The following is a 15,415-nucleotide window of genomic DNA, read 5'->3' on the forward strand; positions in this document are numbered from 1 at the left end:
AGACCGCAGCCAATCGGCACCAGGTATGCGAACCCGTGAAGTGGTACGGAAAGCAACCCACGTGGTGCCGAACCAACTCACAACCAGCTCACTAGCCGATGAGGGTCGCCTTCGGGCGGACCACGCAGAACTCGTTCCCCTCCGGATCGGCCAGCACGGTCCATGACTCCTCGCCGCTCTGCCCGACGTCCGCCCTGCGGGCGCCGAGCGCGAGGATGCGCTCGATCTCCGCCTCCCGGTCCTCGGCCGCGGACGTCAGATCAAGGTGCAGACGGTTCTTGACGACCTTGTGCCCCGTCACCGGCATGAAGCAGATGCCCACCGGCGCCGTCTCGTCCGGCCCGATCACGACCTCCCGCTCCCGCTCGGAAAGGACCCGCCACCCCAGCACCTCGGCCCAGAAACGGGCCAGGGAGGGGAGGTCGTGCGCGTCGATGACGATGTGATGCAACGCAAGGGGCATATCGGTCAATGTGCCCTGATTCCGCCCGGACGGCATCCGGCGGAGGGGTTCTTACGACCCCGCCGGACGACCGGTGGCGCCCGGCCCCCGGAGGTGGGCGCGAGGGCCGACTACCGCGCGTCGGTGCGGAAGTAGTGCCCCTTGTCGAGGTCTTCGATCAGGCCCGGCCGAGTCGGTCGCCACCCCAGCAGCTCGCGGGTCGGCCCACTGGAGGCCGGGCTGTCGAGGCCGATGAATCCCGCCAGCCAGGTGAAGTGCTCGGCCGCTTCCTCGGCGGGGACGGAACGGGTGGGCACGTCGAGGTGGCGGCCGATGACCTCGGCGACCGAACGGATCGGTACGCCTTCCTCCGCGGCCGCGTGCAGGACCGATCCGGCCGGTGCGCCTTCCAGGGCGAGCCGGAAGAGGTGGCCGACGTCGTCGCGGTGCGCGGCCGGCCAGCGCTGCGAGCCGTCGCCGACGTACCCGGCGACGCCCTTGTCGCGGGCGATGCCGACCAGGGCCGCCATGAACCCGTGGTCGCCCTCGCCGTGCACGGTCGGGGGGAGCCGTAGTACGGAGGAGCGGATGTTCCGGTCGGCCAGGGTGAGGGTCAGGTGGGCAGTGCCCATCCGGGTCCGCGGGCCGCTCGGCAGGTGCTCGGGCAACTGGTCCGGCGTCCGTCCGTCCGCTTCGGTGCTCAGGCGACCCGGGGCCAGTCCGAGCAGTCCCGAGGCGAGGACGAACGGGCGTCCGGAACCCGCGAGCGCCTCACCGAACGTCTCGACGGCACGGCGGTCCGCGTCGGCGGCGTCCTGGAAACCTCCGGAGAAGGCGGTGTCGTGCTTGAACGCGAGGTGGACCACGCCGTCCGACGCCCCGGCGGCGTCGCGCAGGACGTCGAGGTCGTCGAGCGTGCCGCGCACCACGTCGGCACCGGCCTTCGTGAGGGCCGCTGCGGAGGCGTCCGAGCGGGCGAGCCCGACGACCTGGTCGCCCGCGTCGATGAGTTCGGGGACGAGTGCGGAGCCGATCCACCCGGATGCCCCGGTGACGAAAACGCGCATGAGAAAGCCTCCAGCGTTGGGTGATCGCCCCGGCGCCGGGAAGGCGCGTGGGACGATCGGGCGATGTCAGTCACTGTCATCAAACGTAGCACTCGATGTCAGGCACTGTCATCAAAGGGTGGCTCTCGATGTCAGGGACTGTCATCGAGTACGATGCCGGGCATGGGTCGATGGCAGCCGGACGCGCGCGGCCGCCTGGAACGGGCGGCGCTGGAGCTCTACGTGGAGCGCGGCTTCGAGCGCACCTCGGTGGCGGAGATCGCCGAACGGGCGGGGCTGACGGAGCGGACGTTCTTCCGGCACTACGCGGACAAGCGCGAAGTGCTGTTCTCTGGTTCGAGCGTGCTGCAGGAACTGCTCGTGGACGCCGTCGCACGTGCTCCCGAGACCGCCACCCCGATGGACGCCGTGGCGGCGGCCTTCGAGGCTGCCGCGGGTCTGCTGCAGGAACGCCAGGAGCACGCTCGCCTACGGCAGTCCGTGATCGACGCCAACACAGAGCTGCAGGAACGCGAGTTGATCAAACTCGCCTCGCTGTCCACGGCGCTCGCGGACGCCTTGCGCCGGCGCGGTGTCGACGACGCCTCGGCGGGCCTTGCCGCGGAGGTGGGCGTCGCCGTTTTCAAGGTCGCGTTCCGCCGCTGGGTCGAGCGGACCGGGGACCGCGAACTGTCCACGTTCATCGCGGAGTCGTTGGCCGGCCTGAGGGCAGTGACCACGGACGAGTGACTCCCGACCCGGACTCCGATCCGACCCGGACTCAGTACCCGGATTCAGCACTCGGGCTCAGGACTCATACGCACACTCAGGACTCCGGATCCGGACTTCCGATCCCGGACGGCTCGAAGTCGGGTCCGGTGTCCGGTAGTTCATGGTCCCGTCGGACCGAACCGCGAGTCGGCGCCCCTCATCCGTGCGCTGAGTCCACGGCGGGCGGGCGCGACCGGTGGTACCTCGCCGGCCCTCAGGGCCGGAGCACGATTTTGCCGTGCGTCTGCCGCTGTTCCAGCTCGCGGAACGCGTCTCGCACCCGCTCCAGCGGATAGGTGCGGGCGATCGGCACCTCCAGCTCTCCCCGCGCGGCAAGCCGGGCCAGCTCGCCGACCGTGACCGCGCTGGCCGCCGCGCCTTCTCCGTACGTTCGCGCACCGACCTCGGCGGCGGCCTGCCAGTCGCGGATCGTGTTGATCCGCTCGGGCCGCACGCCCAACTCCACTGCCAGCTCGACGTATCCGTCGCCGAAGGTGTCGATGAACGCGTCGACCTTCCCGCCGGAAGCCTGCCGGATCCGTTCGGCCACACCCTCCCCGTACGCGACCGGGACGACACCGCGATCCTTCAGCCAGGCGTGGTTCCGCTCGCTCGCCAGCCCGATCACCGTGGCGCCGTGCCGCCGCGCGAGCTGCACGGCGAGGGACCCGACGCCACCCGCCGCACCGGACACGACGAGCGTGTCGGCCGGTCCGGGGTCCACCGCGAACACGGTGGCGTACGCGGTCGTACCGGCCACGTACAACGACCCGGCCACGTCCCAGGAAAGGCCCTCCGGGCGCGAGGTCAGTTTCACGTCCTCGACCACGACGAACTCCGCGTGGCTCGCTCTGTTGTGGGTGAAGCCCAAGACCTCGTCGCCCACCGCGAAGCCACGCACCTGCGGACCCACCTCGACCACGACACCGGCCAGATCGCTGCCCTGCCCGGAAGGGAACGTCGCCGGCCAGCGTCCGTGCCGGGCGCCCTCGCGGATCATCGCCTCACCGGGCTGGATCCCGGCCGCGCGGACCGCGACCAGCAGCTCCCCGGGGCCGGGTGTCGGCCGCTCCACCTCCTCCACCCGCAGCACATCGATCCCGCCGTACTCGTGGAACCGCACCGCCTTCATCGCGTGATCACCGCTCTTCCTCGTTCGGGCAAGCCTGGGACAGCCACGCCTCGCAACGGCCGCACATCGACCGTGCCACGGCACACAACAGCTGAGGGACGGAGTTGTGTTCCCAAGGACGACGCTCAGAGGATGTGTTCACCGGCCTTCCAAGAGGCTCTGGCCACGGGTTCGTCGAACGGGCCCGACAGGTGGTGCCGCGCTGTCATGCTGGGCGTCCGGCACACCGAGAGGACTCCATGTCAACCGACCGCGACACAGCCCTGTTCGCCGAGCGGCCGTGGTTCGCGGCCAACGAACTCCTGGCGTTCGTGGTGGAGCTTGTCGCGCTGGCCTGTCTGACGTGGTGGGGATTCACCACCGGTCACGGCCTGTTGCCGCACATCCTGCTCGGTGTGGGGACGCCCCTGTCGGCGATCGTGCTCTGGTCGCTGTTCGCGGCGCCGAAGGCGCGCCTGCGGCCCGGGTTGCCCCTCGTGCTCCTCGTCAAGGCGGTGGTACTGGGAGGTGGCGTGGCGGCCCTGTACGGGGTGGGGCATCCCGTCGCCGCCGTGTTCATGGCGTTCGTCGTGGCCGCGAACACGGCGGTGGCCGAAACCCTTCGCCGTACCGTGCCCGCCCGTCCCACGGGGCCGGAGGGCACGGCGGACTCACCGGAGTCCGGCTGAGACCCACCGAAGCGGGCGCACGGCATCGAGCCGAGGACTCACGCCTGGAACTCGGTGAGATCGATGGCGTGGATGCTCAGCGGGAAGCCGTACACCGGGTGCGCCGTCTCGCCCTCCGGCTTCATGCCGAGCTTGCGGATCACGTTCTCCGAGGCCTCGTTGCCCATCCGGTTGATGCTGATGACACGGTCGAGGCCGCGGTCCTGGAGCGCGAACTCCAGTGTGGCGTGGGCCGCTTCGGAGGCGTAGCCCTGGCCCCAGAACTGTGAGCCGAACCGCCAGCTGATCGCCACGGCGGGCATGACCTCGGGCAGGTAGTCGGGCACGGACAGTCCCGCGAAGCCGGCCATCTCGCCCGAGGCCAGCAGTTCGACGGCGAAGAGACCGAAGCCTTCCTCGTCCCATTCGTCTTCCCACCGCTCGATCGCCTCGGCCGTGGCGTCAAGGTCGAGGACCGACCCGTCGTCGACCCAGCGCATGACATCGGCGTCCGCGTTGATGTCCGCCATGGGGGCGAGGTCGTCGTCGTACCAGCGGCGGAGGAGGAGGCGGGGGGTGCGGATCTCGGTCATGAGACCCATCCTGCCCTACCGGTGACGTACTGGCTGGTGGCCGGGGGTCGCGGTCCCGGCGGACGTGGGCCCCAGGCGTTCCAGCCGGTCGATCGGAGCCGTGGTCGACGCCGCGTTCACCCCGAGCCGCGCACCGAGCCACCCCGGGGTCGCGGACGTGTCCGCCCGCCCGGCGTCCAGTAGGTGGATCAGGGCACACACACTCCCTTCCCTCGGAACGGGCCCTTGTTTTGGACGGGTCGGCCGGGGCAACCGGCCGTCATGGAGACGAATGACGGCACGGACGAAGTGATCGAGACCCAGGGGGACGAGCACCACGTCGTCCTCAGCGCCGATACCAACGGCGACGGAAGGACCGACATCTGGATGACCGACACCACAGGTGACGGCAAGGCCGATCTCTACCAGTTCGACACCACCGGTGACGGGGAGATCGACCTGACGATGGTCGAACGTGCCGACGAACCGGGCGTCGACCGGGTCGTGGTCGAGGGCGACGGCGGCCATCCGATGGAGACCTGAGTTTCCGCCATGGCACGGCATGGCACCCGCAGGAGCCGGCCCGGTCGTCGAATCGGCCCCCGTGTCCCTCCGTCCCCGTGCCTCCCGTTCCCTCGTCCCCCCGCGGGCGCGGGGCACCGCGCCTACGGGGCGCCCGTCAGCGGGCGCAGTACGGTTGCGCCGACGCGCAGGATCGCGGAGACGGGGGGTCCCACCCACCGGGTCAGTTCACGCGGCAGCGCGGGGTCCAGTTCGATCGTCACGCGGACGTACCGCGTGTGGAGCCGCGCGACCTTGGCGTGGCGCGGTGCGACGACATCCGGTTCCCGCTGCAGGGCGGCTCGGTAGGTGTCCTTGCGCTGATTCACATCGTGTCCTGACGCTTGATGAGCTCGTCCGCGAGATCCATGTACGCCGATCTCTTGACCACGACAGGGCTGCCGAACGACTGGGAGTACAGGTCGAGTCGGGGAATGTGGGTGGACAGCACGTCGAAGCCGCGCTCGGTGAGCGCTTCGCGGGCGTCGGCGTCGGGACCGGTACGCGTGGCGTCGGGACGGTTCGTACGGTTCAGCAGTACGGCGGAGCGGGCCGGCCGGGCCCGCAGGGACTGGACGTCGCCCATCTCGCCGCCGATCGGTGCCATGCGGTCCAGCTCGATGGGGGACGGGGTCACCGGAACGATCCACTCGCTCGCGTAGCGCATGACGCTGCGGGCGATGTGGGCGTGGTCCTCCATCTGCGGGGCGTCGAACACCACGGCCTGCCGGTCGCCGAGGAAGTCGTTCACCCGCCGGTGCACGTCGCCCACCGGAAGGGAGAACACGGGGAAGGGGAAGCCCCCGGCCAGCTCGCTCCACCGCAGCGCCGAGGACGCGGGGTCGCTGTCCACCAACAGCGGTGAGAAGCCCGACTCGTGCAGTGCGTGAGCCAACCACACCGCGCTCGTCGTCTTGCCCACACCGGGTTTCAGGTTCACAAAGGCATAGCTCATCGACACAAGGAGCCACGCTAGTGACCGCGGGGGACCGGCGGCTGCCCACGCGGGGCGTACCGACCCTCGTTCACCCTGCGGCGCCGGTGAATCATTCCAATGGACCAACGCGGTGCGCCCTCGCACAGGCCCACCCCACGACCGTCGTGCACCCGCCTGCCGAACCCGCCGTGACCTGGACGCGGCACCGTGCGGCTGATGCCATGCCTCCGGCCGCGTCCTCGGCGGACCGATGGGCGTCGAGGAACTCCGCGTGGGCCTCGCGGACCCGGCTCAACGCCTCGGTGCGGGAGCTTCGAGGCCGCCCTCCTGGTCAGCGCCGCCTGCCTGCCGCACATCACCTTGAGGCTGCACCACCTCCGGCTCGGGTCTCGCCGTCCTCGACGGCGCGAGCGTGGTCGCCCGGGGCAAGAACGCCGCGAAGCGGCTCGGCGACGGTTTCGCGTACCGGCCGCACTCACGTGGCGTCAACCCCGGTGAGCGCCACCGGGGTTGACGCCCTGTCCCCGCTCGACCAGCCGGGCCAGATGGTCCAACGCCATGCGTGTTCCGGTCTCGTTGTCGGCGGCGGGCACCGCGTCCGGGACACCCTCGTGCACGATCACCACCTCGGTGCCGCCGTCCGCGTCGATCAGCTCCGTCGTCATGGTCATCTCTCCGCGGAGGCCGGGATCGGCCGTCTCGAACTCGACCAGCTCGACCACCCGCTCGTCCGGGACGAGCTCCACGAAGCGGCCGTGGTACGTGTCGGTGCGCGCGTGGGACTTGCCCGTCCCGTTCCGTGCTTCGTACGTGAGTGAGACCCGGAAGGCACCACCCTCGCGGGCGTCGAACGCGTGCACCTCGCCGCTCATGCCGGTCGGCACCCGCCACTTCGCGACAGCGGTCGCGTCCAGCAGTGCCCGGTAGACCTCTGCTCGCGGGGCGTTCACCCACCGCGAGACACGCGTCGTATACACGCTTTTCAGGCTACACAGCACGGACGCTGACGGACGGTCAGGCGGGACGGGTCGCTCTTCCCGAGTCCCCGCGCGACCCCTTGACGGGGTTGGTTCAGACCTTTAGCGTCACGGCACGCGAGTTCACAGGTGAGCTCATCGTTCACCTACATGAACATCACCTTCCCCACCGTCTGCATCCGCTCCACCAGACGAAAGGCCGTGACCGTCATGCTGAAGAGTCGACCACGTACCCGAACATCGGCCGAACGAGGCGGGAGGCTTCTGACGACGGCCACCGTCGCGGGCGTCATCGCCGTGGCCACCGTCCTGGGAACCTCCAGCGCCGGCGCCGCCGACCCGAAGGTCGCGCCCGGCGGCAACTTCGACCTGTCCGTCTGGCAGCTCCAGGAGCCGGTGGGCTCCCCGGGCTCGCCCACCACCATCTCCTCCGCCCGCCTGCAGGGGGCGAACGGCTACCAGGACGCGTACTTCTACACCGACACCCGCGACGGCGCCATGACCTTCTGGGCGCCCGAGAAGGGCGTCACGACGCCGAACTCCTCCTACGCACGCTCCGAACTGCGCGAGATGAACCGCAGCGGCAGCGCGGCGGACTGGTCACTGAGCGGGACCCACCGGCTGAGCGCGACGCTGCGGGTGGTGTCGGTGACGTCCAACGTGTGTGTCGGCCAGATCCACCTCGGCTCCGGCGGATCGTCCACCAAACCGCTGGTGGAGCTGTACTACCGCTCCAGCGGCGACATCGTCGCCGGCACCGAGAACTCGCCGTCCGGCGGACAGACGACCCACACGGTGGGACATGTGGCGGTCGGCAAGACGTGGACCTACACGATCGCCGTCTCCGGCGGCAACACCATCGACCTGACCGTCAACGGCAGCACCACGCACTACGCGATTCCGTCGTCGTTCTTCCCGTACAAGCAGTACTTCAAGGCCGGCTCGTACAACCAGTCGTCCTCCGACAGCACCACGAAGGGGGCGCGCGTCGCCTTCTACGGCCTGAACGTCTCGCACGGCTGAGAGGTCGTCGCGCGCGAGAGAGGGGTGAACGCGGCGAAGGCGCCGCGCTCACCCCTCAGCCGGTGGAACGTCCGGTCAGAGCGACGTCATGACGTGCTTGATCCGGGTGTAGTCCTCGAAGCCGTACGCGGAGAGGTCCTTGCCGTAGCCGGACCGCTTGAACCCGCCGTGCGGCATCTCGGCGACCAGCGCCATGTGGGTGTTGATCCACACACAGCCGAAGTCGAGGTTCTTCGACATCCGCATCGCCCGCGCGTGGTCCCTGGTCCACACCGAGGAGGCCAGCGCGTAGTCGACGCCGTTGGCGTACGCGACGGCCTGGGCCTCGTCCGTGAACGACTGCACGGTCATGACCGGGCCGAAGACCTCGTTCTGGATGATCTCGTCGTCCTGCTTCAGGCCCGAGACCACGGTCGGGGCGTAGAAGTAGCCCTTGTCGCCCACCCGGTGGCCGCCCGCCTCGACCCTCGCGTGCTCGGGCAGACGCTCGATGAAGCCGCTGACCTGGGCGAGCTGGTTGGCGTTGTTGAGCGGCCCGTACAGTACGTCCTCGTCGTCCGGCAGCCCGGTCCTCGTCTCGGCGGCGGCCTTGGCGAGGGCGGCGACGAACTCGTCGTGGACCGACACGTGGACCAGCACGCGGGTGGCGGCCGTGCAGTCCTGGCCGGCGTTGAAGAAGCCGCCGACCACCAGGTCCTCGACCGCCTTCGCCAGGTCGGCGTCCTCGAAGACCACGGCCGGGGCTTTGCCGCCGAGCTCCAGGTGGACGCGCTTGACGTCCTTGGCCGCGCTCTGCGCGACCTGGATGCCCGCGCGCACCGAACCCGTGATGGAGGCCATCGCCGGGGTCGGGTGCTCCACCATGAGCCGGCCGGTCTCGCGGTCGCCGCAGACGACGTTGAAGATGCCCCGGGGCAGGTCCAGCTCCTCCAGGACGCCGCCGATGATCTCAGCGATCAGCACCGTGGAGGCCGGGGTGGTGTCCGAGGGCTTGAGGACCACCGCGTTGCCCGCCGCGAGCGCCGGGGCGAACTTCCACACCGCCATCAGCAGCGGGTAGTTCCAGGGAGCGACCTGAGCGCACACACCGACCGGCTCACGGCGGATGATCGAGGTCATCCCCTCCATGTACTCGCCGGCCGAGCGGCCCTCCAGCATGCGGGCCGCGCCCGCGAAGAAGCGGACCTGGTCGATCGCCGGGCCGAGCTCCTCGCTGAGGGTGAGGTGCAGCGGCTTGCCGGTGTCCCGGCTCTCCGCGGCGACCAGTTCCTCGGCGCGTGCCTCCATCGCGTCGGCGATCTTCAGCAGGACGCGCTGCCGCACGGACGGGGTCGCGTCGCGCCAGACGGGGAAGGCCGCGGCCGCGGCGGCCATCGCCGCGTCGACATCGGCCGTGCCCGAGAGCGGGGAGGTCGCGTAGACGTCACCGGTGGTGGGGTCCACCACATCGAGCGTCCGGCCGTCGGAGGCGTCCGCGAACGCACCGTCGATGTAGTTGCGGAACGTGCTGCTCATGGAACGTCTCTCCTGGTCAGGCGGCGGTACGGGGGGACAGGTGCTCGTGGACGGCGAGCCAGGTGCCGTCCTCGGAGCGGGCGAAAACAATGGTCTCCCGCTCGTGCAGCGTCTCCTCGCCGGCGTTGGTGGCGACCCGGGTCTCCACGTCGTGGCTGAACACAGCCGTGTCGCCGAAGGGCTGGATCAGCTGTGCGGACGAGGTACAGCCGAGGATGCGGAAACCGTCCTCCTCCACCCACTGCTGCCACAGGGCGCGGTATTCGGCCGTGGAGCCGAGCCGCTGCGGGGTGGTGTGGAAGACGAACGTCGCGTCCGGGGCGAAGGCGCCGAAGTAGTCGTCGAGGCGGCTCTCGGCGAACGCGGCGACGAGCGCGTCCGCGGCGGACCGGACTTCCTGGACGGTGGTGGTGCTCATGCGCTGCTCCTGGTCAGGGGCGCCCGGCGGTCAGGACCGGGCGCCCGGTCGGGGGTGTCGGTGACGGTGAGGGATCAGCGAGCCGCGGCGGGCTCGGGGGTCTTCTCCTCGACGCCACCGGTGATCGGCGCGATCTCGGCGTCGGACGCCCGGACGAAGCGGGGTCCGGCCGGACCGAACACGGCGCGCGGTTCGGGGAACAGGGCGAGTGAGGCGAGGTAGAGCACGACCGCCAGGGCGAGGCCGACCGGCAGCGAGATGTCCGCGCCGTTCGCGAGGTTGCCCAGCGGGCCGACGAACTGGCCCGGCAGGTTGGTGAAGAGGAGCGCCACGACAGCGCTGACGACCCAGGTGCCCATGCCGCGCCAGTTCCAGCCGTGCGCGAACCAGTAGCGGCCACCGCGCTGACGCCGGTTGAAGACCTGCAGCGCCTCGGCGTCGTACCAGCCGCGCCGGGTGACGTAGCCGAGCGCCATGACGACCATCCACGGCGCGGTGCAGGTGATGATCAGCGTGGCGAAGGTGGAGATGGACTGCGTGAGGTTGAGCGCGAAGCGGCCGAGGAAGATGAATCCGATGGACAGGACACCGATGAAGAAGGTGGCCTGGACGCGGTTGAAGCGCGGGAAGACGCTGGCGAAGTCCAGCCCCGTTCCGTAGAGGGACGTCGTGCCGGTCGACAGGCCGCCGATCAGGGCGATCAGGCAGAGCGGCAGGAAGTACCAGCCGGGGGAGATGGCCAGCAGTCCGCCCACGTAGTTCGGGGCGGCCGGGTCGACGTACTTCGCGGCCTTCGTCGCGATGATCGACGCCGTGGCCAGGCCGAAGACGAAGGGCAGCAGGGTGGCGATCTGGGCGAGGAACGCGGCGCCCATCACCCGGCGGCGCGGGGTGTTCGCGGGGATGTAGCGGGACCAGTCACCGAGGAACGCGCCGAAGGAGACCGGGTTGGAGAGCACGATCAGAGCGGCGCCGATGAACGACGGCCAGAACAGCGCGTCGTGCGTCGAGGCGAAGGCGCCCGCGTAACCGGGGTCGAAGTCACCGGCGAAGGCGAAGGCACCGAGCACGAAGAGGGCCGAGGCCGCCAGCACCGCGATCTTGTTGACCAGCAGCATGAAGCGGAAGCCGTAGATGCAGACGACGAGCACGAGTCCGCCGAAGATCGCGTACGCGATGCCGTAGGTGACGTCCGACTCGGGGACGTGGACCAGTCGGTGCGCGCCGCCGACGAGCGCGTCTCCCGAGGACCACACGGAGATCGAGAAGAACGCGATGGCGGTGAGCAGGGAGAGGAAGGAGCCGACGACCCGACCGTGCACGCCCAGGTGCGCGGAGGAGGAGACCGCGTTGTTCGTGCCGTTGGCGGGGCCGAACAGTGCCATCGGGGCCAGCAGCAGCGCGCCCGCGACCAGGCCGAGGACGGTCGCCGCGAGCCCCTGCCAGAAGGAGAGCCCGAAGAGGATCGGGAACGCGCCCAGCACACAGGTCGCGAAGGTGTTGGCGCCGCCGAAGGCGAGCCGGAACAAGTCGATCGGCCGGGCCGTGCGGTCCTCGTCAGGAATTCGCTCGACGCCATATGTCTCGATTTCGGTGACCGAGGTCGTCACGGGCCCTCCAATGTCAGTTAGTGCACCGTTCAAACGGTGGCCTCCACAGTGTGAGGCGCCCGGTGACCTGCGACAATGGTGTCCATCACAGATGCGTACGATGTCTTTTGTGGCCAGCGACAAACTCACCATCGGACATCTGCTCTCCTCCCCGGCACTCCAGCTCTCGCTGAAGGCCGGCGGCGGGGGTCTGGACCGGTCCGTTTCCTGGGCGCACGCCAGCGAGCTCGTCGACCCGACGCCCTGGCTCCTGGGAGCCGAGGTGATCATGACGGCCGGCCTGGCGATACCCCGTGCCGCCGCCGAACAGCGCGCGTACCTGGAGCGGCTGGACGATGCCGGGGCGTCCGGTCTCGCGCTCTCCGCGCAGCTGCACATGCCGCCGCTGCACGACGCGTTCTTCGAGGCGGCCGAGGAGCGCGGGTTCCCGGTCCTCGAAGTGCCGCTCGCGGTCCCCTTCATCGCGGTCGCCCAGGAGGTCGCGGCCGGGGCCCAGGAGGACGCCCGGCACCGGCTGGGCGCGCAGCTCCAGGTCTTCGGCGCGCTGCGCTGGCTGGTCACCGAGAACCTCGACACACCGACACTCCTACGCCGTCTCGAAGGTCTGTCGGGTTACGACGTGTTCCTTTGCACACCCCAGGGCCGCCCGCTCCTGCCCGGAGTCCCCGTGCCGGATGCAGCCGTCCTGCCCGCCTCCGTCGACGCCCCGCCGACGATCCCGGGCGGTTTCGTGCTTCCCGTGCCCGCGCCCGGCGGCCCCGCGGGCTTTCTCGTCGCGTACGAGCGTGCGGGCGCCCGGCCCGCGGGACTCGCCGTCGTCCAGCACATCGCCACCGTCGCGGCGCTCCGGCTGGCGATGGTCCGCAACCAGCGCGAGACGCTGCGCCGCGAGGGAGCGGAGACGTTCGCCGAACTGCTGCAGGAGGTGCTCGACCCGGAGGCCGCGCGCCGCCGGCTCGCCCGGCACGCGATCGAGGGCGACACCGTGCTGCTCATCGTGCGCCGCACCACCGACGAGGTGCTGCTGCGCTGTCTGGAGGACCGGCCCCATCTGCTGCTCACCCGGGGCGAGGACCGTTACGTCCTCGGGGCGCCGGAGCTGGCGGCGGCCGTCGGTGAACTCCCGGCCGTGGCAGCCGGGGCCAGTCGTCCCTTCCTGCCCGGCGCCGCGTTGAAGGTCGCCCAGCGCGAGGCGCTCTGGGCGGTGTCCAAGGCCGTCGAGTCGGGCCGGCCCGTCGTGCACTACGGCGACGACGGGGCGGGCCGCTGGCTGCCCGACGACCCCGCCGTCCTGAGCGCGCTGGTCGAGCATGTGCTCGGCGGCGTCCTGCGCTACGACGAGACCCATGACTCACAGCTCCTGGTCTCCGCCCGCACCTGGATGGAGCGCGACCGCCGCACCGAGACGGCCGCGGCGGCACTCCATATCCACCCCAACACACTCGCCTACCGGCTGCGCCGCTTCGGCACGCTCGCCGACCGCGATCTGACGTCGACGGGCGCCCTGGCCGAGGTCTGGCTGGCGATCCAGGCGGCGGGAGCCCTGGGCCTCACCGACTGATCGGACCCGGGAGCGCCCGTGAGCGGTCTCGTCCCACCACCCGCCGGTGGCACCCCGGGGCAACGCGCACCGGACGCGCCGCTCACTCCCGTCGCCGCGCGGCGGCCTCGACAAGCCGCCGGATGTCGGCGAGATCGGCCTCGAACTCGGCGGTGAGGTCGACAGGCAAATCCAGCCGGGGCCCGAGTGCGCGGTGGCCGGGGAGCGCGCTGCTCGGCGGGCTGATCCGCCTTGAACTCGCTTGTCTGGAAGGGGAGTTCAAGGTGATCGACGGGTCCGGGTCGGGTGGTCAGCGGGGGCGGCGCAGGCCCGCGATGAGGAGTTCGACCAGGCGCCGCGCGTCGTAGTGAGGGTCGTTGTGGGCGCCGATGCAGAGATTGCCGACGCCCCGCATCAGTTCGTACGCCGTCAGGCCGGGGCGGATCTCGCCGGAGTCGGCCGCCGCGCCCAGGAGTTGGGCGCACACGGGGACGAGGCGGTCGATGAAGTACGTGTGCAGGGCGTCGAAGGCCGTGTTGTCGGGCTGCAGGACGGCGGCGAGTCCGTGCTTCGTGACGAGGAAGTCGACGAAGAGGTCGATCCACCGGGCCAGCGCGGCATGAGGGGAGCCGCAGTCCCTCAGCAGGACCGGCCCCGCCTCGGCGCAGGCTTCGACCTGGTGCCGGTAGACGGCGACGATGAGATCCGCCCGCGTCGGGAAGTGCCGGTAGATCGTGGCCGTCCCGACACCGGCCCTGGCCGCGATGTCGCGCACGGGTGCCTCCACGCCCGACGTGGCGAAGACCGCGGCGGCCGCGTCGAGCAACGTCTCCTGATTGCGCCGGGCGTCGGCCCGTCTGGGCCGGGCCGCCTGCCCTGCGGCGGTCTCGTCGCTGTCGCTCATCGCGCCCTTCCCTCCGTGGCCGGACAGTCAAACGGAACATCGTTCCGCATCGCCTTGCTAAGTGGGACCGTGTTCCGTATCGTCAAACGGGACGGTGTCCCGTTTGCTCATGATGGCAGATCACGGACCCGGCGACCAATCCACGCTGCACCCTCGATGGAGGAGACACGGTCATGCAGTACCGCACCTTGGGCCGCACCGGTGTGCAGGTCAGCTCGCTCGCGCTCGGCGCCATGAACTTCGGCAGCATCGGGCGCACCACTCAGGACGAGGCGACCGCCATCGTCGACGCCGCTCTCGACGGCGGGATCAACCTCATCGACACGGCCGACATGTACGGCCAGGGAGAGTCGGAGGAGATGGTCGGCAAAGCCATCGCCGGCCGCCGCGACGACATCGTGCTGGCCACGAAGGCGGGCATGCCCATGGGCGAGGAGCGCAACCACCGGGGCGCTTCGCGCCGCTGGCTGTTCACCGAGCTGGACAACAGTCTGCGCCGTCTCGGTGTGGACCACGTCGATCTCTACCAGATCCACCGCTGGGACCCGAGCACCGGCGACGAGGAGACCCTGTCGGCCCTGACCGACCTGCAACGCGCGGGAAAGATCCGCTCCTTCGGCTCCTCGACCTACCCCGCCCACCGCATCGTGCAGGCCCAATGGGCCGCCCGCGAATACCACTTGAGGGCCTACGCCACCGAACAGCCCAGCTACTCGATCCTGCAACGGGGCATCGAGACCCATGTGCTTCCCGTGACCGAGGAGTACGGGCTCGGTGTTCTCGCGTGGAGTCCGCTGGCCTCGGGCTGGCTGTCGGGCGCCGTCCGGGAGGGCCGGGAGATCACCACCAGCCGCTCGACCATCCTGCCGCAACGCTTCGACCTCACTCTTCCCTCCAACCGGGCCAGGCTCGACGCCGTCGAGAAACTGGCCGAAGTCGCCGACGGGGCCGGCCTGACCATGATCCAGCTCGCACTCGGATTCGTGACGGCGCATCCCGCCGTGACGAGCGCACTCATCGGCCCCCGCACGCCGGACCATCTGCACGCGCAGCTCGCCGCGGCCGACACCGTGCTCCCCGGCGACGTACTCGACGCCATCGACACGATCGTCGCCCCTGGCACGGACCTCGCCGCGCACGAGAAGTTCGACACTCCGCCCTCCCTCCTGGACCCGTCACTGCGACGCCGCTGAACGTCCAGGAGGCCGGCCCCTCACCCGGACCCCGTGGCTCCCGAGACCGCGGACGCGCGGAGGCCCCACGGGGACTGCCCCTTCTCCATCCAGCCGGCGCGCCCGGTCGGCGTGCCCGGTGTCGAAA

General features: G+C 70.4%; 17 protein-coding genes. 6 read left to right on the forward strand and 11 right to left on the reverse strand.

The window, feature by feature from the left end; genetic code table 11:
• Window positions 1–91 precede the first annotated feature (91 nt).
• Window positions 92–463 carry a VOC family protein gene (locus tag ACIQRL_RS31245; RefSeq protein ID WP_401337809.1) on the reverse strand — a complete coding sequence of 124 codons (372 nt, stop codon included), beginning with the start codon at window positions 461–463 and terminating at the stop codon, window positions 92–94.
• A 110-nt stretch (window positions 464–573) separates the two neighbouring features.
• Window positions 574–1,509: an SDR family oxidoreductase gene (locus ACIQRL_RS31250; RefSeq protein ID WP_401337811.1), complete on the reverse strand. Its 936-nt coding sequence runs from the start codon at window positions 1,507–1,509 to the stop codon at window positions 574–576.
• Between the two features lie 162 nt (window positions 1,510–1,671).
• Here ACIQRL_RS31250 and ACIQRL_RS31255 point away from each other — a divergent pair, with 162 nt between their 5' ends.
• Entirely contained in the window at window positions 1,672–2,238 is a 567-nt protein-coding gene (locus ACIQRL_RS31255) for a TetR family transcriptional regulator (protein WP_401337813.1), read from the forward strand.
• A gap of 235 nt (window positions 2,239–2,473) precedes the next feature.
• Here ACIQRL_RS31255 and ACIQRL_RS31260 read toward each other — a convergent pair whose 3' ends face one another.
• Window positions 2,474–3,391, reverse strand: a complete 918-nt coding sequence (locus ACIQRL_RS31260; RefSeq protein ID WP_401337814.1) for an NADP-dependent oxidoreductase — start codon at window positions 3,389–3,391, stop codon at window positions 2,474–2,476.
• Window positions 3,392–3,630: 239 nt separating this feature from the next.
• On the opposite strand from ACIQRL_RS31260, the gene ACIQRL_RS31265 reads away from it, so the two are divergent.
• A complete protein-coding gene (locus ACIQRL_RS31265; protein WP_401337816.1) occupies window positions 3,631–4,059 on the forward strand; it encodes a YrdB family protein in 429 nt (142 codons plus the stop codon).
• Window positions 4,060–4,097: 38 nt separating this feature from the next.
• Here the strand turns inward: ACIQRL_RS31265 and ACIQRL_RS31270 are convergent, their stop codons facing one another.
• The gene (locus tag ACIQRL_RS31270; protein ID WP_401337817.1) at window positions 4,098–4,631 is read right to left on the reverse strand and encodes a GNAT family N-acetyltransferase; all 534 of its coding nucleotides are present in this window, start codon (window positions 4,629–4,631) and stop codon (window positions 4,098–4,100) included.
• A 261-nt stretch (window positions 4,632–4,892) separates the two neighbouring features.
• On the opposite strand from ACIQRL_RS31270, the gene ACIQRL_RS31275 reads away from it, so the two are divergent.
• Window positions 4,893–5,153 (forward strand): hypothetical protein, encoded by a 261-nt coding sequence (locus ACIQRL_RS31275; RefSeq protein WP_401337818.1) that lies wholly within the window; start codon window positions 4,893–4,895, stop codon window positions 5,151–5,153.
• A gap of 122 nt (window positions 5,154–5,275) precedes the next feature.
• On the opposite strand, the gene ACIQRL_RS31280 is transcribed toward ACIQRL_RS31275, so the two are convergent.
• The 3 genes from ACIQRL_RS31280 to ACIQRL_RS31290 form a co-directional block, all read right to left on the reverse strand.
• Window positions 5,276–5,500, reverse strand: a complete 225-nt coding sequence (locus tag ACIQRL_RS31280; RefSeq protein WP_401337820.1) for a hypothetical protein — start codon at window positions 5,498–5,500, stop codon at window positions 5,276–5,278.
• Window positions 5,497–6,126 (reverse strand): AAA family ATPase, encoded by a 630-nt coding sequence (locus ACIQRL_RS31285; protein WP_401337822.1) that lies wholly within the window; start codon window positions 6,124–6,126, stop codon window positions 5,497–5,499. Before ACIQRL_RS31285 ends, ACIQRL_RS31280 begins: the two co-directional genes overlap by 4 nt.
• 467 nt (window positions 6,127–6,593) lie before the next feature.
• Window positions 6,594–7,085, reverse strand: a complete 492-nt coding sequence (locus tag ACIQRL_RS31290; RefSeq protein WP_401337823.1) for an SRPBCC family protein — start codon at window positions 7,083–7,085, stop codon at window positions 6,594–6,596.
• A 210-nt stretch (window positions 7,086–7,295) separates the two neighbouring features.
• Between ACIQRL_RS31290 and ACIQRL_RS31295 the strand changes: the two genes are divergently transcribed.
• A complete protein-coding gene (locus ACIQRL_RS31295; protein WP_401338220.1) occupies window positions 7,296–8,108 on the forward strand; it encodes a polysaccharide lyase family 7 protein in 813 nt (270 codons plus the stop codon).
• Between the two features lie 75 nt (window positions 8,109–8,183).
• Here the strand turns inward: ACIQRL_RS31295 and ACIQRL_RS31300 are convergent, their stop codons facing one another.
• From ACIQRL_RS31300 to ACIQRL_RS31310, 3 genes are all read right to left on the reverse strand, one after another.
• Window positions 8,184–9,623 carry a gamma-aminobutyraldehyde dehydrogenase gene (locus tag ACIQRL_RS31300; RefSeq protein WP_401337825.1) on the reverse strand — a complete coding sequence of 480 codons (1,440 nt, stop codon included), beginning with the start codon at window positions 9,621–9,623 and terminating at the stop codon, window positions 8,184–8,186.
• A 16-nt stretch (window positions 9,624–9,639) separates the two neighbouring features.
• The gene (locus tag ACIQRL_RS31305; protein ID WP_401337827.1) at window positions 9,640–10,041 is read right to left on the reverse strand and encodes a YybH family protein; all 402 of its coding nucleotides are present in this window, start codon (window positions 10,039–10,041) and stop codon (window positions 9,640–9,642) included.
• A gap of 74 nt (window positions 10,042–10,115) precedes the next feature.
• Window positions 10,116–11,651, reverse strand: coding sequence for a purine-cytosine permease family protein (locus ACIQRL_RS31310; RefSeq protein WP_401337829.1), 1,536 nt, complete (start codon window positions 11,649–11,651; stop codon window positions 10,116–10,118).
• A gap of 100 nt (window positions 11,652–11,751) precedes the next feature.
• Here ACIQRL_RS31310 and ACIQRL_RS31315 point away from each other — a divergent pair, with 100 nt between their 5' ends.
• Entirely contained in the window at window positions 11,752–13,212 is a 1,461-nt protein-coding gene (locus tag ACIQRL_RS31315; RefSeq protein WP_401338222.1) for a PucR family transcriptional regulator, read from the forward strand.
• A 289-nt stretch (window positions 13,213–13,501) separates the two neighbouring features.
• Here the strand turns inward: ACIQRL_RS31315 and ACIQRL_RS31320 are convergent, their stop codons facing one another.
• Window positions 13,502–14,095, reverse strand: a complete 594-nt coding sequence (locus ACIQRL_RS31320; RefSeq protein WP_401337831.1) for a TetR/AcrR family transcriptional regulator — start codon at window positions 14,093–14,095, stop codon at window positions 13,502–13,504.
• Window positions 14,096–14,268: 173 nt separating this feature from the next.
• Between ACIQRL_RS31320 and ACIQRL_RS31325 the strand changes: the two genes are divergently transcribed.
• Window positions 14,269–15,288, forward strand: coding sequence for an aldo/keto reductase (locus tag ACIQRL_RS31325; protein ID WP_401337833.1), 1,020 nt, complete (start codon window positions 14,269–14,271; stop codon window positions 15,286–15,288).
• The last annotated feature ends 127 nt before the right edge of the window (window positions 15,289–15,415 follow it).

The organism is Streptomyces sp. NPDC091209, assembly GCF_044757755.1.
Classification (GTDB): domain Bacteria; phylum Actinomycetota; class Actinomycetes; order Streptomycetales; family Streptomycetaceae; genus Streptomyces.

Coding starts and splice junctions, on each gene's coding strand:
- ACIQRL_RS31245 (WP_401337809.1), bottom strand. CDS start 463: ATGCCCCTTGCGTTGCATCACATCGTCATCGACGCGCACGACCTCCCC.
- ACIQRL_RS31250 (WP_401337811.1), bottom strand. CDS start 1,509: ATGCGCGTTTTCGTCACCGGGGCATCCGGGTGGATCGGCTCCGCACTC.
- ACIQRL_RS31255 (WP_401337813.1), top strand. CDS start 1,672: ATGGGTCGATGGCAGCCGGACGCGCGCGGCCGCCTGGAACGGGCGGCG.
- ACIQRL_RS31260 (WP_401337814.1), bottom strand. CDS start 3,391: ATGAAGGCGGTGCGGTTCCACGAGTACGGCGGGATCGATGTGCTGCGG.
- ACIQRL_RS31265 (WP_401337816.1), top strand. CDS start 3,631: ATGTCAACCGACCGCGACACAGCCCTGTTCGCCGAGCGGCCGTGGTTC.
- ACIQRL_RS31270 (WP_401337817.1), bottom strand. CDS start 4,631: ATGACCGAGATCCGCACCCCCCGCCTCCTCCTCCGCCGCTGGTACGAC.
- ACIQRL_RS31275 (WP_401337818.1), top strand. CDS start 4,893: ATGGAGACGAATGACGGCACGGACGAAGTGATCGAGACCCAGGGGGAC.
- ACIQRL_RS31285 (WP_401337822.1), bottom strand. CDS start 6,126: ATGAGCTATGCCTTTGTGAACCTGAAACCCGGTGTGGGCAAGACGACG.
- ACIQRL_RS31295 (WP_401338220.1), top strand. CDS start 7,296: ATGCTGAAGAGTCGACCACGTACCCGAACATCGGCCGAACGAGGCGGG.
- ACIQRL_RS31300 (WP_401337825.1), bottom strand. CDS start 9,623: ATGAGCAGCACGTTCCGCAACTACATCGACGGTGCGTTCGCGGACGCC.
- ACIQRL_RS31305 (WP_401337827.1), bottom strand. CDS start 10,041: ATGAGCACCACCACCGTCCAGGAAGTCCGGTCCGCCGCGGACGCGCTC.
- ACIQRL_RS31315 (WP_401338222.1), top strand. CDS start 11,752: ATGTCTTTTGTGGCCAGCGACAAACTCACCATCGGACATCTGCTCTCC.
- ACIQRL_RS31320 (WP_401337831.1), bottom strand. CDS start 14,095: ATGAGCGACAGCGACGAGACCGCCGCAGGGCAGGCGGCCCGGCCCAGA.
- ACIQRL_RS31325 (WP_401337833.1), top strand. CDS start 14,269: ATGCAGTACCGCACCTTGGGCCGCACCGGTGTGCAGGTCAGCTCGCTC.